This is a genomic window from Streptomyces sp. NPDC003248 (assembly GCF_055563235.1).
On record NZ_JBVHDT010000001.1, the window covers coordinates 308,413 to 326,736 of the forward strand.

General features: G+C 73.3%; 14 protein-coding genes. 10 read left to right on the plus strand and 4 right to left on the minus strand.

Annotated elements, in window-relative coordinates:
• Window positions 1-7 precede the first annotated feature (7 nt).
• Genes iolB through mmsA form a run of 3 tightly spaced genes read left to right on the plus strand, consistent with a single transcriptional unit; the run spans window position 8 to window position 4,370 of the window.
• A complete protein-coding gene (gene iolB, locus ACZ3KJ_RS01355) occupies window positions 8-979 on the plus strand; it encodes a 5-deoxy-glucuronate isomerase (protein ID WP_467523696.1) in 972 nt (323 codons plus the stop codon).
• Window positions 976-2,853: a 3D-(3,5/4)-trihydroxycyclohexane-1,2-dione acylhydrolase (decyclizing) gene (gene iolD, locus ACZ3KJ_RS01360; protein WP_467523698.1), complete on the plus strand. Its 1,878-nt coding sequence runs from the start codon at window positions 976-978 to the stop codon at window positions 2,851-2,853. The genes iolB and iolD overlap by 4 nt, the downstream gene beginning before the upstream one ends.
• A gap of 14 nt (window positions 2,854-2,867) precedes the next feature.
• A complete protein-coding gene (gene mmsA / locus ACZ3KJ_RS01365; protein WP_467523699.1) occupies window positions 2,868-4,370 on the plus strand; it encodes a CoA-acylating methylmalonate-semialdehyde dehydrogenase in 1,503 nt (500 codons plus the stop codon).
• Window positions 4,371-4,423: 53 nt separating this feature from the next.
• Here mmsA and ACZ3KJ_RS01370 read toward each other — a convergent pair whose 3' ends face one another.
• Entirely contained in the window at window positions 4,424-5,266 is an 843-nt protein-coding gene (locus ACZ3KJ_RS01370) for an SCO4651 family lipoprotein (RefSeq protein WP_467523700.1), read from the minus strand.
• Window positions 5,267-5,595: 329 nt separating this feature from the next.
• On the opposite strand from ACZ3KJ_RS01370, the gene ACZ3KJ_RS01375 reads away from it, so the two are divergent.
• The 4 genes from ACZ3KJ_RS01375 to ACZ3KJ_RS01390 all read left to right on the plus strand — a co-directional run bounded on the left by ACZ3KJ_RS01375 (window position 5,596) and on the right by ACZ3KJ_RS01390 (window position 12,682).
• A complete protein-coding gene (locus ACZ3KJ_RS01375; protein WP_467523701.1) occupies window positions 5,596-6,993 on the plus strand; it encodes an APC family permease in 1,398 nt (465 codons plus the stop codon).
• A 111-nt stretch (window positions 6,994-7,104) separates the two neighbouring features.
• Complete coding sequence (locus ACZ3KJ_RS01380) at window positions 7,105-9,756, plus strand: alpha/beta fold hydrolase (RefSeq protein ID WP_467523703.1); 2,652 nt, start codon at window positions 7,105-7,107, stop codon at window positions 9,754-9,756.
• Window positions 9,753-10,616: an ABC transporter permease gene (locus ACZ3KJ_RS01385; protein ID WP_467523704.1), complete on the plus strand. Its 864-nt coding sequence runs from the start codon at window positions 9,753-9,755 to the stop codon at window positions 10,614-10,616. Before ACZ3KJ_RS01380 ends, ACZ3KJ_RS01385 begins: the two co-directional genes overlap by 4 nt.
• Before the next feature lie 143 nt (window positions 10,617-10,759).
• Window positions 10,760-12,682, plus strand: a complete 1,923-nt coding sequence (locus ACZ3KJ_RS01390; protein WP_467523705.1) for an AMP-dependent synthetase/ligase — start codon at window positions 10,760-10,762, stop codon at window positions 12,680-12,682.
• Window positions 12,683-12,745: 63 nt separating this feature from the next.
• Here the strand turns inward: ACZ3KJ_RS01390 and ACZ3KJ_RS01395 are convergent, their stop codons facing one another.
• Together ACZ3KJ_RS01395 and ACZ3KJ_RS01400 are read right to left on the minus strand one after the other, a co-directional pair.
• Window positions 12,746-13,153 carry a rodlin gene (locus ACZ3KJ_RS01395; protein WP_467523707.1) on the minus strand — a complete coding sequence of 136 codons (408 nt, stop codon included), beginning with the start codon at window positions 13,151-13,153 and terminating at the stop codon, window positions 12,746-12,748.
• A 331-nt stretch (window positions 13,154-13,484) separates the two neighbouring features.
• Entirely contained in the window at window positions 13,485-13,895 is a 411-nt protein-coding gene (locus tag ACZ3KJ_RS01400; protein ID WP_467523708.1) for a rodlin, read from the minus strand.
• A 225-nt stretch (window positions 13,896-14,120) separates the two neighbouring features.
• Between ACZ3KJ_RS01400 and ACZ3KJ_RS01405 the strand changes: the two genes are divergently transcribed.
• On the plus strand, window positions 14,121-14,531 hold the full coding sequence (locus ACZ3KJ_RS01405) for a rodlin (protein WP_467523709.1): 411 nt from the start codon (window positions 14,121-14,123) through the stop codon (window positions 14,529-14,531).
• Between the two features lie 175 nt (window positions 14,532-14,706).
• The gene (locus tag ACZ3KJ_RS01410) at window positions 14,707-15,543 is read left to right on the plus strand and encodes a chaplin (RefSeq protein ID WP_467523710.1); all 837 of its coding nucleotides are present in this window, start codon (window positions 14,707-14,709) and stop codon (window positions 15,541-15,543) included.
• Window positions 15,544-15,601: 58 nt separating this feature from the next.
• Here ACZ3KJ_RS01410 and ACZ3KJ_RS01415 read toward each other — a convergent pair whose 3' ends face one another.
• Complete coding sequence (locus ACZ3KJ_RS01415; protein ID WP_467523711.1) at window positions 15,602-16,954, minus strand: carboxylate--amine ligase; 1,353 nt, start codon at window positions 16,952-16,954, stop codon at window positions 15,602-15,604.
• A gap of 152 nt (window positions 16,955-17,106) precedes the next feature.
• Here ACZ3KJ_RS01415 and ACZ3KJ_RS01420 point away from each other — a divergent pair, with 152 nt between their 5' ends.
• On the plus strand, window positions 17,107-18,318 hold the full coding sequence (locus tag ACZ3KJ_RS01420; protein ID WP_467523712.1) for a glycoside hydrolase family 26 protein: 1,212 nt from the start codon (window positions 17,107-17,109) through the stop codon (window positions 18,316-18,318).
• Window positions 18,319-18,324 lie beyond the last annotated feature (6 nt).

Consider the following 18,324-nt stretch of genomic DNA (forward strand, 5'->3'; position numbering starts at 1 on the left):
CCCCCGCATGACACACACCGAGCCGCAGCGCCCGTCGCGCACCGAGCCGCAGCGCCCGTCGCGCACCGAGCCGCAGCGCCCGTCGCGCAGCGAGCCGCACAGCCCGTCGGCCACCGAGCCGCAGCACAGCCCGTCGCGCACCGAGCAGCGGCGCCCCGCGGGCCGTGACCTGTACGTCCCGCGCGGCACCACCGCCGACGCGGACCATGTCCTCGACATCGGCCCGGAGCGGGCCGGCTGGACCCACAGCAGTCTGCGCGTCGTGGAGCTGGCGCCCGGCGGCACGCACACCCTCACCGCCGGGGACAGCGAGTGGATCGTGCTTCCGCTGGAGGGCGGATGTACCGTGCGAACAGCTGATGAAGAGTTCCAACTCCTGGGCAGGGAGAGCGTTTTCGCGTCGGTCACCGACTTCGCGTACGTTCCCCGGGACGCCCGGGCACAGATCGCCTCCGGCGCGGGAGGCCGCTTCGCCCTGGCAGGAGCGAAGTGCGAGCGACGACTCCCCGCCCGCTACGGCCCCGCGCCGGAGGTACCCGTCGAGGAACGCGGCAGCGGCACCTGCGCCCGCCTGGTGCGCAACTTCGCCTCCGCCGACGCCTTCGACTGCGACAAGCTGATCGCCGTCGAGGTCGTCACCCCCGGCGGGAACTGGTCCTCGTACCCGCCGCACAAGCACGACGAGCACCGGCCCGGCGAGGAGTCGGAGCTGGAGGAGATCTACTACTTCGAGATCGACGGACCGCACGGGTTCGGCTACCAGCGCGTGTCCCCCTCCCGCGAGGGCGGGTCCGACGTCCTCGCCGAGGTCCGCTCCGGCGACGCCGTCCTCGTCCCCGACGGATGGCACGGCCCGTCGATCGCCCAGCCCGGCCACACCATGTACTACCTGAACGTCATGGCCGGCCCCGGCGGGACGCGGGAGTGGCGGATCTGTTTCCACCCGGACCACGTAGAAAGCACAGGGGTTTACCGATGACCACGAGGCTCACCGTGGCCCAGGCGCTGGTGCGCTTCCTCGCCGCCCAGTACACCGAGCGCGACGGCGTACGGCAGCGGCTGATCGGCGCGACCTGGGGCATCTTCGGCCACGGCAACGTCGCCGGCCTCGGCCAGGCGCTCGTCGAGTACGCCGACGTCATGCCGTACCACCAGGGCCGCAACGAGCAGTCGATGGTCCACGCGGCCGTCGGCTACGCCCGCCAGTCGAACCGCCTGTCCACCCACGCGGTGACGACGTCGATCGGCCCCGGCGCGACGAACCTGGTCACCGGAGCGGCCCTCGCCACGATCAACCACCTCCCGGTCCTCCTCCTCCCCGGCGACGTGTTCGCCACCCGTCCGGCCGACCCGGTGCTCCAGCAACTGGAGGTCCCCTACGCCGGTGACGTGTCCGTCAACGACACCCTGCGCCCGGTCTCGAGGTACTTCGACCGCGTCACCCGCCCCGAGGCCCTCGTTCCGGCCGCGCTCCAGGCGATGCGCGTGCTGACGGACCCCGTGGAGACGGGCGCGGTGACCCTGGCGCTGCCGCAGGACGTCCAGGCCGAGGCGTACGACTGGCCCGAGGCGTTCTTCGCCGAGCGCACCTGGGCCGTCCGCCGGCCGGGCGCCGACCCGGCCGAGCTCGCCGAGGCGGTCCGGGCGATCCGGGCGGCCCGGCGCCCCCTGGTCGTCGCGGGCGGCGGCGTCCACCACAGCCGCGCCGAGGCGGCCCTCGCCGAGTTCGCCGAGGCCACCGGCATCCCGGTCGCCTCCACCCAGGCCGGCAAGGGCTCCCTGCGCCACGACCACCCCCAGGACGTCGGCGGCGTCGGCCACACCGGCACCGCGACCGCCGACGAACTGGCCCGCACCGCCGACCTGGTGATCGGCGTGGGCACGCGCTACACCGACTTCACCACCGCCTCCCACACCCTGTTCGCCGGCGAGGGCGTCCGGTTCCTCAACCTCAACATCGCCGCCCACGACGGCCACAAGATGGCCGGCCTCCCGCTCGTCGCGGACGCCCGCAGCGGCCTCACGGAGCTGACGCAGGCCCTCGAACTCCACGCCCACCGCGTCGCGGACGCCTACGTCGCCGAGTACACCGACGACAAGGAGCGCTGGGAGCAGCGCGTCGACGCCTGCTACGAGGCCGACGAGATCGACGTGCGCCCCACCCAGCCGCAGGTGCTGGGCGCGCTGGACGCGATCGTCGACGAGACGGACGTCATCGTCAACGCGGCCGGCTCCCTCCCCGGCGACCTGCACAAACTGTGGCGGACGCGGTCGCGCGACCAGTACCACCTGGAGTACGGCTACTCCTGCATGGGCTACGAGATCCCGGCCGCGCTCGGGGTGAAGCTGGCGGCGCCCGGCCGGCCGGTGTGGGCGCTGGTCGGCGACGGCACGTACCTGATGATGCCGACGGAGATCGTCACGGCCGTGCAGGAGGGCATCGCGATCAAGATCGTCCTCGTGCAGAACCACGGGTACGCCTCCATCGGCGGGCTGTCGGAGGAGACCGGCGGCGAACGCTACGGCACCGCCTACCGCCACCGGGCCGACGACGGCACCTTCACGGGCGCCCCCCTCCCCGTCGACCTGGCCGCCAACGCCGCCAGCCTCGGGATGCGCGTGCTGCGCGCGAAGACCGTGCGCGAGCTGCGCGCGGCCCTCGCCGAGGCCCGGGCGGCCGACACCCCCACATGTGTCTACGTCGAGACCCGAACGGCAGACACAGTGTCGGGCGCGCCCGAGGCACAGGCCTGGTGGGATGTACCCGTGGCCGAGACCGCGACCCGCCCGTCGGCGGTCAAGGCCCGTGAGCTGTACGAACGGCACGTCTCCACCCGACGCCGCCATCTGTGAAGGAGCAACTGGGCATGACGAAGATCGTCAACCACTGGATCGGCGGCAAGACCGTCGAGGGCGCGTCGGGCACGTTCGGGCCGGTCACCGACCCGGCGACCGGCGAGGTCACCACGAAGGTCGCGTTCGCGTCGGTCGACGAGGTCGACGCGGCGGTCGCGGCCGCCAAGGACGCCTTCGTGACCTGGGGCCAGTCCTCGCTGGCCCAGCGCACCTCGATCCTGTTCCGGTTCCGCGCGCTGCTCGACGCCCACCGCGACGACATCGCCGCGCTGATCACCGCCGAGCACGGCAAGGTGCACTCCGACGCGCTCGGTGAGGTCGCCCGCGGCCTGGAGATCGTCGATCTGGCCTGCGGCATCAGCGTGCAGCTGAAGGGCGAGCTGTCCACGCAGGTCGCGAGCCGGGTGGACGTGGCGTCGATCCGCCAGCCGCTCGGTGTCGTCGCGGGCATCACGCCGTTCAACTTCCCGGCGATGGTCCCGATGTGGATGTTCCCGATCGCCATCGCGACCGGCAACACCTTCGTGCTGAAGCCGTCCGAGAAGGACCCGTCGGCGTCGGTCCGGCTCGCCGAACTGCTGGCCGAGGCCGGTCTGCCCGACGGCGTCTTCAACGTCGTGCACGGCGACAAGGTGGCCGTCGACCGCCTCCTGGAGCACCCGGACGTCAAGGCCGTCTCCTTCGTCGGCTCCACCCCGATCGCCCGCCACATCCACACCACCGCCTCCGCGCACGGCAAGCGGGTCCAGGCCCTGGGCGGCGCCAAGAACCACATGCTGGTCCTCCCGGACGCCGACCTGGACGCGGCCGCGGACGCCGCCGTGTCCGCCGCCTACGGCTCGGCGGGCGAGCGCTGCATGGCCATCTCGGCCGTGGTCGCGGTCGGTTCGATCGGCGACGAACTGGTGGAGAAGATCCGCGAGCGCGCCGAGAAGATCAAGATCGGCCCCGGCAACGACCCGGCTTCCGAGATGGGCCCGCTGATCACCGCCGCCCACCGCGACAAGGTCGCCTCCTACGTCACGGGCGCGGCGGCCGAGGGCGCCGAGGTGGTCCTCGACGGCACCGGCCACACGGTCGACGGCTTCGAGGACGGCCACTGGATCGGCATCTCGCTGCTGGACAAGGTGCCCACGTCGGCCAGGGCCTACCAGGACGAGATCTTCGGACCGGTGCTGTGCGTGCTGCGCGCGGACACCTACGAGGAGGGCGTGGCGCTCATCAACGCCTCCCCGTTCGGCAACGGCACCGCGATCTTCACCCGGGACGGCGGCGCCGCCCGCCGCTTCCAGCTGGAGATCGAGGCGGGCATGGTCGGCGTGAACGTCCCGATCCCGGTCCCCGTCGGCTACCACAGCTTCGGGGGCTGGAAGGACTCCCTCTTCGGCGACCACCACATCTACGGCAACGACGGCACGCACTTCTACACCCGCGGCAAGGTCGTCACCACCCGCTGGCCGGACCCCTCCGAGACCCCGACGGGCGTGGACCTGGGCTTCCCGCGCAACCACTGAGGCCCCTACGGTGCCCCGTCCTCCCGGCAACGGGAGGACGGGGCACCGTGGGCTCACCGCTGTGCGGCGGCTTCCTCCAGCACCTCGGTCATGTCGCCGGTCTGCGCGGCCGGCGGCGCCTTCACCTCGGCCGTCTCACCGAACTTCTCGAAGTCCGTGGTGACCTTCATGGTGCCGATCTGCTGGACCAGGCGCACGGGAAGGTCCTCGGCGCCGACCCAGACGTCCATGGCGAAGGACGTGACGCCGCCGGTCACCGAGCCCAGGAGGCCGCTGTCGTCGCCGAGGGCCTTGCCGAGCTTGCCCATTTGGTCCTGGCCGACCACCGCGCGGTAGTGGGTGGTGCGCTGCCCGTTGACCGTCTCGGTGCCGAGGTCCTGGACGTCGTCGGCGTACTTCAGGCCCTTCATGGACGCCGACGGGCTGCCGTTGCCGCCGCCGAGTGCCTGCGCGCCCTGCTCGCCGAAGATCGCCGAGCCGTCGACCTTCATCCACTCCTTGCCCGCGAGCGGACCGGCGGCCTGGGGGTCGATGTCGTAGTAGTAGGTGCCGTCGACGAAGAGCATGCGCATCGTCGGGGCGTCCTGGAGCTGCTGCATCTGCGCCGCCGCCGTGTCCATCTCGACGTCGAAGGCGTAGCCGTCGCCCCATGAGTACGTGCCGTCCATCGTGACCGGTTCGCCCGTTCCCAGGTCGGTGCTCATCCGTACCTCGGCCGAACCGACCTCTTCCGTGCGGTCGGTGGCGCGGGCCAGCGCCGCCATGATCGTGTCGGTCCGGTCGGCCTTCTCGGCCGCGTCGGCCGCCTGCTTCACCGTCTCCGTGCCGCACGCCGACACGGTGAGCATCGCGGCCGCCGTGCACCCCACCCAGGCAGCGGTGTACCTCGTTCTCATCCCCACCCCTTGCTGTGCATCGTCTGTGCTCTCGACTCTAGCGCCCCCCACCGACACGTCCGCCTGCCGGACGGCCGCATGTATTTCGCGGCACGCCCTGCGGTTCCCGCACATCCCAAGGCGGCCGCAGAGCTTGCGGGAAACTGCCGTAAACGCCACTCCAGGCCCTTGGCGGCTACGGATTCCGTACTCAAACACCTATTGACGCATTGCTTTTCGTCGGGGTTCGATGCACCGCCGGGAGCGACCAGGAGAACGTACAGCGATCCGCCGGAGGCGATAGCGCTCCCGACCCCACCTCTGCCGCACGAGTCGATCGGAACCGCCGCATGACCGACACGCTCCGCCCTGTCGAAACCGCCCTTCCCCAGGCGCCGGACAGTCCCCAGAAGCTGAAGCGCTCCATCGGTGTCGTCGGCGGCACCCTCCTCACCCTCTCGTGCGTGACGCCCGCCTCCACCCTCTTCGTCGTCGTCCCCGACCTGTTCGGCTCGCTCGGCACCGCGACCGCCCTCACGATCGCGATCGGCTCGCTCCTCTGTATCGCGGTGGCGTTCTGTTACTCGGAGCTGGGCACCCTCATCCCCAGCGCGGGCGGCGAGTACGCCATGGTGTCGACGTTGGCCGGACGGCTCGCGGGCTGGCTCGTCTTCGTCCTGTCGCTCCTGGTCGTGATGATCGTCCCGCCGGTGATCGCCATGGGCACGGCCGACTACCTGGCCCCGGTCGTCCACCTCGACCCGTCGCTCGCCGGCGCCGGCGTCATGCTGCTGGCCACCCTCGCCGGCCTGCTCGACCTGCGCGCCAACGCCTGGATCACCGGGATCTTCCTGGTCCTGGAGGTCATCGCGGCGGCCGTCGTGGCGGTGCTGGGCTTCGCCCACGCCGAGCGCGGCCCGGGCAGCCTGGTGTCGATGCAGGTCGCCGGCGCCGACGGCCGGCCGGACACCGTCACCGCCCTGCTGGTCGTCTCCGGTCTCGCCATCGCCCTCTTCGTCACCCAGGGCTTCTCCACCGCCGTCTACCTCTCCGAGGAACTGGAGCACCCCCGCCGCACCGTCGCCCGCACGGTCCTGGCCACCCTCGCCATCTCCACCGTGATCATCCTGGTCCCGGTCGCCGCGATCACCCTGGGCGCCTCCGACCTCTCCGAGCTGACCGGCGGCGACATCGGCTCCATGGTCACCGCCTGGTCCAACTCCGCCGTCGGCACCTTCGTCAGCCTCTGCGTGGCCCTCGCGATCATCAACGCCGGCATCGTCATGGTCATCCAGAACTCCCGCGTCCTGTTCGCCTCCGCCCGCGACAAGGCCTGGCCCCAGCCGGTCAACGACGCCTTCGCCCGCCTCGGCCGCTTCGGCTCCCCCTGGGTCGCCACCCTCGCCGTCGGCGTCCCCGGCGCGGCCCTGTGCTTCGTCAACCTCGACACGCTGTACGGCGTGACGGGCGTCTCCGTGACCGGCATGTACCTGCTCGTCGCCATCGCCGCCCTGCTCGCCCGCCGCGGCGCCCACCGCCACACCCCCGCCTGGCGCATGCCGCTCTGGCCGGTCGTCCCGGCCCTGCTGATCGTGGTCCTCGCCTACATCCTCACCCAGCAGGAGACCGCCTACCTCCTGTGGACCGGCGGCATCACCGCGGCCGCCACCCTCTACTGGGCCCTCTACCTCCGCCCCCGCCGCGACACCCGCTGGCTGGTGTCGATCCCGGAGGACGCGCGGGCCTGACCCGTACCGCGGACGCGGTACGCGACCCGGCCGCCGTACGCCGCAGGTAGGCCGACCGGTTCCGCCTCCGGTCGACATCTCCCCGACAGCTTCACCCCGTACCGTTGCAGCATGGATCTTCGACTGCCCCGGCTGCGGGGACTGCGGCGGCCGCGGCGGCTGGTGGCCGCCGCGGCCGCCGTCGTCGTCCTCGCGGGCGCCGGGACATGGACGGCCGTCGCCTCCGACGACCCGCCGCCCGTCAAGCGCAGTGACCGGGTGCTGGCCGTGGACGGCGTGCGCCTGGACACCTCGTACTTCACGTCCGGGACCGGCCGCCGCCCCGCCGTCCTGCTGGGGCACGGCTTCGGCGGGAGCAAGGACGACGTCCGGCAGCAGGCCGAGCAACTGGCCCGCGCCGGATACGCCGTGCTGACCTGGTCGGCGCGCGGCTTCGGCAGGTCCACCGGGAAGATCGGGCTGAACGACCCGCAGGGCGAGGTCGCCGACGTCTCGAAGCTGATCGACTGGCTGGCGAAGCGTCCCGAGGTCGAGCTCGACAAGGCCGGCGACCCGCGCGTGGGCATGACCGGCGCCTCCTACGGCGGCGCGATCTCCCTGCTGGGCGCCGGGTACGACGACCGGGTCGACGCCATCGCCCCGGCGATCACGTACTGGAACCTCGCGGACGCGTTGTTCCCCGACGGCGTCTTCAAGAAGCTGTGGGCCGGCATCTTCTTCAACACCGGTGGCGGCTGCGCCGCGTTCGAGCCCGCGCTGTGCGCGATGTACCAGCGGGTCGCCGAGTCCGGCACGCCCGACGACGCCGCCCGCGCGGTGCTCGAGGAGCGTTCGCCGTCCGCCGTCGCCGACCGCATCGACGTCCCCACCCTCCTGATCCAGGGACAGACCGACTCCCTCTTCACGCTCGCCCAGTCCGACGCCGCCGAGAAGGCGATCAGCGCCAACGGCGCCCCCGTCGACGTCGACTGGATCGCGGGCGGCCACGACGGCGGCGACCTGGAGACCGACCGGGTCCGGGCCCGCGTGACCTCCTGGTTCGACCGCTACCTCAAGGAGGACACGGCCGCCGGCACCGGCCCGGCCTTCCGCGTCACCCGCACCCTCGGCACCGGCACCGGCACCGGCGACGGCGAATCCCGCCTGACCGGAGCGAGCGCCGACACCTACCCCGGCCTTCAGGGCGCCCCCCGCTCCCTCGCCCTCAGCGGCCGTGAGCAGAGCGTCGACAACCCGGCCGGCGCCACCCCGCCCGCCGTGTCCGCCCTGCCCGGCCTCGGCGGCTCCGGACTCTCCCAGCTGTCGAGTCTCGGCGTCGGCGTCTCCCTCGACTTCCCCGGCCAGTACGCGGCCTTCGAGACCGCCCCCGTCCGCGAGGACCTGCGGATCACCGGCTCGCCCACGGTCACCGTGCACGTGACGTCCACCACCGACGACGCCGTCCTCTTCGCCAAGGTGTACGACGTCGGCCCCGGCGGCGGCGCCCAGCAGGTGCTGCCGTCCCAACTGGTCCAGCCCGTCCGGGTGGAGGGCGCCGAGGCCGGCAAGGACGTCACGGTCACCCTGCCCGCCATCGACCACGAGGTGGAGGACGGCCACCGGCTGCGCCTGGTCCTCGCCTCCACGGACCTCGGCTACGCCTCCCCGGCGGCCCCGGCGACGTACACGGTCTCCGTGAAGGGCGCTCTGACGGTGCCGACGGCCCTGAGCGGCACGGACGCGGCGGCCCCGCTGCCCGCCCGCGTGTGGTGGCTCCCGCTCGCCGGCGTCGTTCTCGCCGCGGCGCTGCTCCTGACCGCCCGCCGCCGCACGAAGGCCCCCGCCGCCCCCGACCCGGCCCTCGCCGACGTCCCCCTCCAGATCACCGGCCTGACCAAGCGGTACGCGAAGTCCGCCGACCGGTACGCGGTCGAGGACCTGTCCTTCCGCGTCGACAAGGGCCAGGTGCTCGGCCTGCTCGGCCCCAACGGCGCGGGCAAGACGACGACCCTGCGCATGCTGATGGGCCTGATCACCCCGGACGGCGGCGAGATCCGCGTCTTCGGCCACGCCATCGCGCCCGGCGCCCCGGTGCTGTCCCGCGTCGGCGCCTTCGTCGAGGGCGCGGGCTTCCTCCCGCACCTGTCCGGCCGGGAGAACCTGGAGCTGTACTGGCGGGCCACCGGCCGCCCGCCGCAGGACGCCCACCTGGACGAGGCCCTGGAGATCGCGGGCCTGGGCGACGCGCTCGCCCGCGCGGTCCGCACCTACTCGCAGGGCATGCGCCAGCGTCTCGCCATCGCCCAGGCCATGCTCGGCCTGCCCGACCTGCTCATCCTCGACGAGCCGACCAACGGCCTCGACCCGCCCCAGATCCGCGAGATGCGCGAGGTGATGATCCGCTACGCGGCGGCCGGCCGCACGGTGATCGTCTCCAGCCACCTGCTGTCCGAGGTCGAGCAGTCCTGCACCCACCTCGTGGTGATGGACCACGGGCGGCTCGTCCAGGCGGGCCCGGTCCGGGAGATCGTCGGCTCCGGCGACACCCTGCTCGTCGGCACCTCCGCGCCGGTGGACGACATCGTCGTCGAGAAGGTCGCCGCGCTGCCCGGCGTGGCCTCGGCCACCCGCGCCGACGACGGCCTGCTGGTCCGCCTCGACCCCGACGGCACCGCGGCCCGCCTGGTCGCCGACCTGGTCCGCCTGGAGGTGCCCGTGGAGTCGGTCGGCCCGCACCGCCGCCTCGAAGACGCCTTCCTCACCCTGATCGGAGACTCCGCATGAGCACGCTCACCGACCGCGCGGAGGTCGCCGACGGCTACCGCGCCGGCCGTACGCTGCCCGTCCGGGTCGAACTGGTCCGGCAGCTGAAGCGGCGCCGCACGCTCGTCATGGGCGGCGTCCTGTTCGCCCTGCCGTTCGTGCTGCTCGTCGCCTTCCAGGTGGGCGGCGGTCCCGGCGCGGGCAACGACCGGGTGAACCTGATGGACACCGCCACGCTGTCCGGCGCGAACTTCGCCGCGGTGAACCTCTTCGCCTCCGCGGGCTTCCTGCTGGTCATCCCCGTGGCCCTGTTCTGCGGCGACACCGTGGCGTCGGAGGCCGGCTGGTCCTCCCTGCGCTACCTCCTCGCCGCGCCCGTGCCCCGCGCCCGCCTGCTGTGGTCCAAGCTCGTCGTCGGGCTCGGCCTCAGCCTGGCCGCGATGGTGCTGCTGCCGGTCGTCGCCCTCGCCGTCGGCACGGCCGCGTACGGCTGGGGGCCGCTGCAACTGCCCACCGGCGGTCTGCTGCCGGCGGGCACCGCCGCCCAGCGCCTGCTGATCACCGTGGCGTACCTCTTCCTGTCCCAACTGGTCACCGCCGCCCTGGCGTTCTGGCTCTCCACCCGCACCGACGCCCCGCTCGGCGCGGTCGGCGGCGCGGTGGGCCTGACCATCGTCGGCAACGTCCTCGACGAGGTCACCGCCCTCGGCGACTGGCGCGAACTGCTGCCCTCGCACTGGCAGTACGCCTGGCTCGACGCCGTCCAGCCGGTGCTCCAGTGGACCGACATGATCCAGGGCGTCTCGGTGTCGGTGACGTACGCGCTCGTGCTGTTCGCCCTGGCCTTCCGGGGATTCGCCCGCAAGGACGTGGTGTCGTAGGGGGAGGCCCGCCCTACCGCCCTACCGCCCCACCGCCCCACCGCACACGCGCCGTGTTGGCGCGGCACCCCTGGTGCAACTTCTTACTCGTGAGTAAGGTGCGGTCCACCGCCTGCCAGCCCCCTCTTCCCCCAGGAGCCGCCATGGGCATGCGCAAGGACCTGAAACGGGCCGCACGCCGTACCGATCTGGCCGCCCGCACCCACGTGGACCTCGTCAGGGACGGGACCGGCACCGTACGGGAGGCCCGCACCGCCCCCCTCGTCGCGCCCCTCGCCGGCGGCAGCACCGCCGACCTGCCCTTCACCAACGCGGCCGAGGCCCCCGACGCCGTCGTCCTGCGCCGCAGGGACCCGGGCGGCGACTGGCGGCCGGTGACGGCGGCCGCCTTCGCCCGCGAGGTCACCGCCGTCGCCAAGGGACTGATCGCCGCCGGGCTGGAACCGGGCGGCCGCGTCGCGGTGATGTCCCGCACCCGCTACGAGTGGACCGTCCTGGACTTCGCGATCTGGGCGGCCGGCGGCCAGAGCGTCCCCGTCTACGCCACCTCCGCCGCGGCCCAGGTGGAGTGGATCGTCCGCGACTCCGGCGCCCGCTTCGTCGTCACCGAGACCGCGGCCGACACCGCCACGGTCACCGCAGCCACGGCCGGCCACCCCAGCCCGCCCCGCGTCTGGGAACTGGACGCGGACGCCCTCACCGGCCTCACCGCCCTCGGCCGCGACCTCCCCGACGAGGAGGTCGCCAAACGCCGCGCCGCCCTCACCCCCGACACCCCCGCCACCCTCTGCTACACCTCCGGCACCACCGGCCGCCCCAAGGGCTGCGTCCTCACCCACGCCAACCTGCACGCCGAGGCCGCCAACACCCTCGAACTCCTCCACCCCGTCTTCCAGGCGGTCACCGGTCAGACCGCCTCCACCCTCCTCTTCCTCCCCCTGGCCCACATCCTCGGCCGCACCCTCCAGATCGCCTGTCTGACGGCCCGCATCGAGACCGGCCACTTCCCGAGCGTCAGGCCCGACGAGCTCCGCCCCGCCCTCAAGGAGTTCCGCCCCACCTTCGTCGTCGGCGTGCCCTACCTCTTCGAGCGCATCCACGACACGGGCCGCGCCACCGCCGAGAAGATCGGCCGCGCCGCCTCCTTCGACCGCGCCGAACGCGTCGCCGTCCGCTTCGGCGAGGCCCACCTGCGCGCGTTCCTCGGCACCGGCAAGGGCCCCGGCCCCGGCCTCCGGGCCGCGTGGGCCCTGTACGACCTGCTGGTCTACCGCCGCATCCGCAAGGAGCTCGGCGGCCGCCTGCGCTACGCCATCAGCGGCGGCTCCCCCCTCGACCGCTCCCTCAACCTCTTCTTCTACGCCGCCGGCATCATGGTCTACGAGGGCTACGGCCTCACCGAGACCACCGCCGCCGCCACCGTCGTACCCCCGTTGGCACCCCGCCCGGGCACGGTCGGCCGGCCGGTCCCCGGCACGTCCGTCCGCATCGCCGACGACGGCGAGGTCCTCATCCGCGGCGGTGTGGTCTTCGGCGGCTACTGGAACGCCCCCGACGCCACGGACGCCGTCCTCACCGACGGCTGGTTCGCCACCGGCGACCTCGGCTCCCTCGACGAGGACGGCTACCTCACCATCACCGGCCGCAAGAAGGACCTCATCGTCACCTCCGGCGGCAAGAACGTCTCCCCGGCCGTCCTCGAGGACCGGCTGCGCAGCCGCACCCCGGTCGGCCAGTGCATGGTCGTCGGCGACAACCGCCCCTTCGTCGCCGCCCTGATCACCCTGGACCCCGACGCGGTCGCCCACTGGCTCGCCGTACGCGGACGCCCCGCCGACACCCCGCTCGCCGAGGTGATCCGCGACCCCCGGCTGCGCGCCGACGTCCAGAAGGCGGTCGACTACGCCAACGAGGCCGTCTCCCGCGCCGAGTCGATCCGCGCCTTCACCCTCGTCGAGGGCGAGTTCACCGAGGACAACGACCTGCTCACGCCCTCCCTGAAGGTCAAGCGCCACACCGTGGCGGCCCGCTACCGCGCGGAGATCGACCAGCTGTACGGCGCGTGACAGCACGACGGCGGGCCACCGGAGGAACCGGTGACCCGCCGCGGCGGTACGTCAGGCCGAGGATCAGCCGTTGCCCGTGCCGTTGCCCGCCAGGACGGAGATGTCGTCCAGGATGTGCGACAGCGGCTCGTCGCCCTTGGCCTGGGTGCTGTTCTCGACGCACTGCTGGTTCTGCGGGGCCGAGAGGACCGGGACGTCCTGGACGCCGACGTTGATGAGCCCGACGAGGGACTGGGCGTTGACCTTGGCCGGCAGGCCGACGCACGGCTTGTTCAGCGAACCCTGCACCAGCGAGAGCTGCGGGCTCATGTCGCCGAACGTGGCCGAGTTGCCGAACGCCTGGGAAGCGCCGTTGCCGCTGGCGGACGTGGTGCCGCTGTCGTCACCGATGGCCAGGGCCGGCGACGCGGACGCGACCGCGAGACCGGCCATGGATGCGGCGACGGCCGCGGTGGCCCACAGCTTCTTCATGTTTTCGTTCCCTTCGAAAAGCGCACTCCCGACGAGGAGTTGCGTGATCGTCAACGGGCCGCGCCGTGCGGGGGTTGCGGACCGTACCCCGATCGGCGCAGCGCACCGGGCCGACGCCGCACGCCCCCCTCGCCGGTACGCGCACGCCCCTCCTCGCCGGTACGCGTATGCCCTCCTCGTCCCCTGGGCGGATGCGGCGAGAGCAGAGACGTTTCTCTTCAGTGGCGCGGGCACACAGCGGAACGGCGGGCCGCCGGTGGTCCGGCGGCCCGCCGAAGGATGGGGGCCGTCCCGAGGGCTCGGGGGACGACCCCGTTCACCTCGTCCTGGCTCAGCCGTTGCCGTCGCCGTTGCCCGACAGGGCCGAGATGTCGTCCAGGATGTGCGACAGCGGTTCGTCGCCCTTGGCCTGGGTGCTGTTCTCGACGCACTGCTGGTTCTGCGGGGCCGACAGGATCGGGACGTCCTGCACGCCGATGTTGAGGAGCCCGACGAGGGACTGGGCGTTGACCTTGGCCGGCAGGCCGATGCAGGGCTTGTTGAGGGAGCCCTGGATGAGCGCCATCTGCGGGCTCATGTTCCCGTACGTGGCCGAGTTGCCGAACGCCTGCGAGGCACCGTTGCCGCTGGCGGACGTGGTGCCGCTGTCGTTGCCGATCGCGACCGCCGGGGCAGCGGCTGCGGCGGAGACGCCGACGACGGAGGCGGCGAGCGCGGCGCCGGCCAGTACCTTCTTGATCACTTGCTAGTCCCTTCTGAGGAAACCCCGTCCACCGGAGCGCCCTGGTCAACTCCCCCCACCGTGTTTGGTTCCCCCCGTTCACTCCGATGGCCCAGTGGGCGCGGCCGGCGGGGGAAGCGCGGCTCCTATCGGGTGAAGCGCCGCAACCATTCCCGGAGTGCCGGGTTGAGCCGTGGCAGGCACGTGGTCCCGGTGTCGGAGCCGGGACGGGGAAAGGAAAGCGAAATGCTGAAGAAGGCAATGGCCATGGCGGCGGTCGCCGTTTCCGCCGTCGGTGCGTCGGCGGCGGCCGCCCCCCAGGCGCTTGCCATCGGGGACGACAGCGGCACGACGTCCGCCAGCGGCAACGGCGCCTCCCAGGCGTTCGGCAACTCGGCCACGTTCGGTGACAAGAGCCCGCAGCTCTCGCTGGTGCAGGGTTCGCTGAACAAGCTCTGCGTCGGCCTGCCGGCCAAGGCCGACCTCCAGTCCCTCGTCGGGGCCATCAACCTCGGCGTGCAGGACATTCCGGTCCTGTCGGCCCCGCAGAACCAGCAGTGCGCCGAGAACAGCACCCAGGCCAAGGGCGACGAGCCGCTGTCGCACATCCTGGACGACATCTCCGTCCTGGCGGGCAACGGCACGGGCAACGGCTGACGCCCGCGGCTCCCGGCTCGTCCGGCGGCCTTCTTCTCCCTGTTTCCGGCGACACGCGTGCATCCGACGGCGTGTCCCTCCCGGCCGTACGGCCGGACCCCTGGCCGGCCTTGGACCACCGTTCCGCGTCCCGAGGCCGGCCTTTCCCACTTCTTCAAGCAGGAAGACCACGAGATTGCGACAGACCCTGAGCAAGGGAGTGGTCGCGGCGGCCGCCGCGACGAGCATCCTGTCCCTGTGCGGCGGCGGCTCCGCACTCGCCGACACGCACGGGGACGGGACCGCGAGGAACTCGCCCGGCGTCGCCTCGGGCAATGACATCCAGGTCCCGGTGACCGTCCCGGTGAACGCCTGCGGCAACTCCGTCGACGTCGTCGCCGCGCTGAACCCGGCCTTCGGCAACGTCTGCGCCACCACCTCCGACGCCGAGAAGGACCGCGCCCGGCCCGGCGCACACCACGGCCACGACGACTCCCACGACTCCGGCCACGACTCCGGCTACGGCGACTCCGGCTACGGGGACGACGACTCCGGCTACGGCTACGGGGACGACGACCTGGGGTACGGATCCACCCCGCCCCCAGGGGGCGGGGATCACACTCCGCCTCCGGGGGACGGGGGCCACACGACTCCCCCTCCGGGCGATGGGGGGCACACGACTCCGCCCCCGGGGGACGGCGGTCACACGACTCCGCCTCCCGGCGACGGCGGTCACACGACTCCGCCTCCCGGCGACGGCGGTCACACCACCCCGCCCCCGGGCGACGGCGGTCACACCACGCCGCCTCCCGGCGACGGCGGTCACACGACTCCGCCCCCCGGCGACGGGGACCACACCACCCCGCCCCCGGACGGTGACGGTCACACCACGCCGCCCCGCACCGGGGGTGAGCCGCCCCAGCTGTCCCACACCGGCAGCGAGGGCCTGTGGACCGCCTCGGGGGCCAGCGTCGCGCTGGTCACCGCGGGCGCGCTCCTGTACCGGCGGGGCAGGGTCGCCACGCGTCGGTGAACGCACGGGTGCCGGACGCCCCGCGCCCGGCACCCGCAGGCCTCACCCGCACACCCCGTCAGGCGGACGGGGGCGGCGGGACGGGGCCGTGCGTCAGAGCCGCGTCCTGGCCGTCGCCCGGGCCGGTCGGGTCCGGTGCGCCCGGTGCACCGGACAGGCCGGTCACGGACGGCGGGGGCGGTGCCGTCCGGCGGACGGCACCGGCGGATGCGGCGGCGGCGGTGCCGACCGGGCCCGACCGGCGCAGGCGGCCCAGCAGGCGGTGGGTGACGTGGGCGGTCCACAGGCCCCACATCGCCAGGCCGGGGGCGGTGTCGTCACCGGCGTACCAGGCGAGTTCGCGGCCGTGCGGCGCCGGACGCAGGGCGGACGGCAGCGCGTAGTTCTCCACCACGAACGACCGCCCCGGCCGCGGCGTCCCCTCCGGCAGCGGACGGTGGGTCAGGTCCAGGTGCTGGGCGCGTACGACGTCCAGTCCGGCGGTGTCGGCGAAGAGACGGAACTGGGCGCCGGGGCGCGGGTTGAAGTCGAGCAGGTGGTAGCGGCCGCTCGCACCGCACCGGCGGAAGTCCAGGTCGAAGATGCCGCGGTAGTCCAGTGCGGCGGCGAGCCGTTCGGACTGCGCCTGGACCTGGGGGTTCGCGGTCCACTCGCCCACCGCCGTCAGACCCGCTCCGCGCGGCCAGGAGCACAGCTTGCGCCCCGGACCGCCGCCGCGCACCCGCCCCGAGCGGTCGGCGTACCCGTGGAAGAACCAGTCGCGGTCGGGGCCGGGCGGCAGGAACTCCTGGAGCAGCAGCCGGCTGCCGGCCTCCTCGGAGCGCGCGAACAGGTCGCGCGCCTCCTGGGGGGAACGCACCACGACGGTGCTGCGCAGCCCCGAACCGGTCGGCAGCAGCCAGGGCCTGCTCCACTTCGCCACCACCGGCAGGCCGAGCCGCCGGGCGGCGGAGGCGGCCTGCGCGGCGCTCTCCGGGACCACCGTGTCCGGGTGCGGCAGGTCGGCCGCCGCGCACAGCCCGGCCAGTTCCGCCTTGTCGGCGACCCGCTCGGGCAGCGTGCCGGGCTGCTGCGGCAGCAGGTAGGCGGGCGCCAGTTCCGCGCGCAGCCGGCTCACCGCGATCGCGCCCGCGTCGTCCATCGCGATCAGCACGGCGGGCCGCTCGATCCGGGCCGCCACCCCGAGCAGTACGGCGGCGATGTCGGCGGCGGAGGCGCCGGGCGGCGGCGGGGGATGCAGCCGGCGCGCGAAACGGGACCTGCGCAGCGGACTGCCCGTCGCATCGGCGACGACGTGGACGTCGACCCCGGCTCTGCCGAGCGAGCGCACCGCCCCCAGCGTTCCGTGGTGAAAGGGGTTCCGGTCGATCCGCAGCAGTACGGCGGGGACGCGGGTGTCGAGCAGCGACACGGGCTCTTCCTTCGGTTCGGTTCACCGGTGCGGACGATCAGGGCACTCGAAAGCCGTAACGGCGGTGGCGTGCTTCCTCCGCGTGTGACTCTCATATGACTGTGTGTCGGCATATGACTGTGTGTCGGCCACGCGTGGCGGGAGGAGCGGGCATGACCCCACAGCAACGGCGCGCCCGGTCGCGGCGGCCGGTCGTCGTGGCGGCGGCCGTCGCGGTGGCGGCGGCGCTCGCGGCCGGTTCCGGATGCGCCGCGGGGCCGGGGACGGGGGTGGGCGCGGGGCCGGCGCGGGCCGCCGGAGCCGCCGTCGCCCTGCCTGCCGCCGGGGGGAGACCCGCGCCCGCCGCCGTCACGCGTCCCGCCGATCCCGGCCCCGCCTTCGGCGCCTACCTCGACTACGGCCCCCGGGGCGTGGCCCGGATGGCGCTGCTCAGCCAGTGGCTGGGCGGTGCCGACCTGCGGGTCGGCCACACCTACCTGCCGGGCGACCGGTGGAGCAACATCGAGGGCCGCTCCGGGTTCCTCGGCGCGTGGGCGGACTGGCGGCGCGAGCGGAGCGACCGGATGCTCGTCCTCAACGTCCCCATGCTGGAGCGCAACGAGGAGGGCCTGCCGGACTCCGAGGTGCGCGCGCTGCTGAGGCAGGGCGCGGCCGGACGGTTCGACCACCACTTCCGCGCGCTGGCCGAGCAGTTGGTCGCCCTGGGGGTGCCGGACACGGTGATCGTGCTCGGCTGGGAGATGAACGGCGTCACGTACACCCACCGCTGCGGACCGGACCCCGAGGCGTGGCAGGCGTACTGGCGGCGGATCGTCACCGCCATGCGGGCCGTTCCCGGGCAGCGGTTCCGATTCGACTTCACGCCGAGCCGCGGGCGGGACGCCGTCCCGTGGACGCGCTGCTATCCGGGGGACGCCACGGTCGACATCGTCGGCATGGACTCCTACGACCAGCCGGCCGGCCGCTCGTTCGACGAGCAGGTGACGGAACCGTACGGGCTCCGGTTCCACGTCGACTTCGCGAAGAGCCACGGCAAAGCCCTCTCGTACCCCGAGTGGGGGCTGTTCCGCAACGGTGACAACCCCGTGTACATGCGGCGGATGCTCGACTGGATGGACCGGCACCGGCCGCTGTACAACACGCTGACCGACTACTGCCCGCACGGTGTGTGGCAGTGCGCGCGCAACCCCCGGGCGTCGCGGGTCTACCGCTCGGTGCTCTTCGGCCGCACCGACGGACCGGCCGGGCCGACGGCACCGCGGCCCCCGGAGAGCTGCCCGCCGCCGGGCCTCGGCGGCTGGATCGAGCACTGGATCGGCGGCAGGCCCTGCGTCCGCCCCGACCGGTGGCCGCGCGTGCGCTGACCGGCC

Coding starts and splice junctions, on each gene's coding strand:
- iolB (WP_467523696.1), top strand. CDS start 8: ATGACACACACCGAGCCGCAGCGCCCGTCGCGCACCGAGCCGCAGCGC.
- iolD (WP_467523698.1), top strand. CDS start 976: ATGACCACGAGGCTCACCGTGGCCCAGGCGCTGGTGCGCTTCCTCGCC.
- mmsA (WP_467523699.1), top strand. CDS start 2,868: ATGACGAAGATCGTCAACCACTGGATCGGCGGCAAGACCGTCGAGGGC.
- ACZ3KJ_RS01370 (WP_467523700.1), bottom strand. CDS start 5,266: ATGAGAACGAGGTACACCGCTGCCTGGGTGGGGTGCACGGCGGCCGCG.
- ACZ3KJ_RS01375 (WP_467523701.1), top strand. CDS start 5,596: ATGACCGACACGCTCCGCCCTGTCGAAACCGCCCTTCCCCAGGCGCCG.
- ACZ3KJ_RS01380 (WP_467523703.1), top strand. CDS start 7,105: ATGGATCTTCGACTGCCCCGGCTGCGGGGACTGCGGCGGCCGCGGCGG.
- ACZ3KJ_RS01385 (WP_467523704.1), top strand. CDS start 9,753: ATGAGCACGCTCACCGACCGCGCGGAGGTCGCCGACGGCTACCGCGCC.
- ACZ3KJ_RS01390 (WP_467523705.1), top strand. CDS start 10,760: ATGGGCATGCGCAAGGACCTGAAACGGGCCGCACGCCGTACCGATCTG.
- ACZ3KJ_RS01395 (WP_467523707.1), bottom strand. CDS start 13,153: ATGAAGAAGCTGTGGGCCACCGCGGCCGTCGCCGCATCCATGGCCGGT.
- ACZ3KJ_RS01405 (WP_467523709.1), top strand. CDS start 14,121: ATGCTGAAGAAGGCAATGGCCATGGCGGCGGTCGCCGTTTCCGCCGTC.
- ACZ3KJ_RS01420 (WP_467523712.1), top strand. CDS start 17,107: ATGACCCCACAGCAACGGCGCGCCCGGTCGCGGCGGCCGGTCGTCGTG.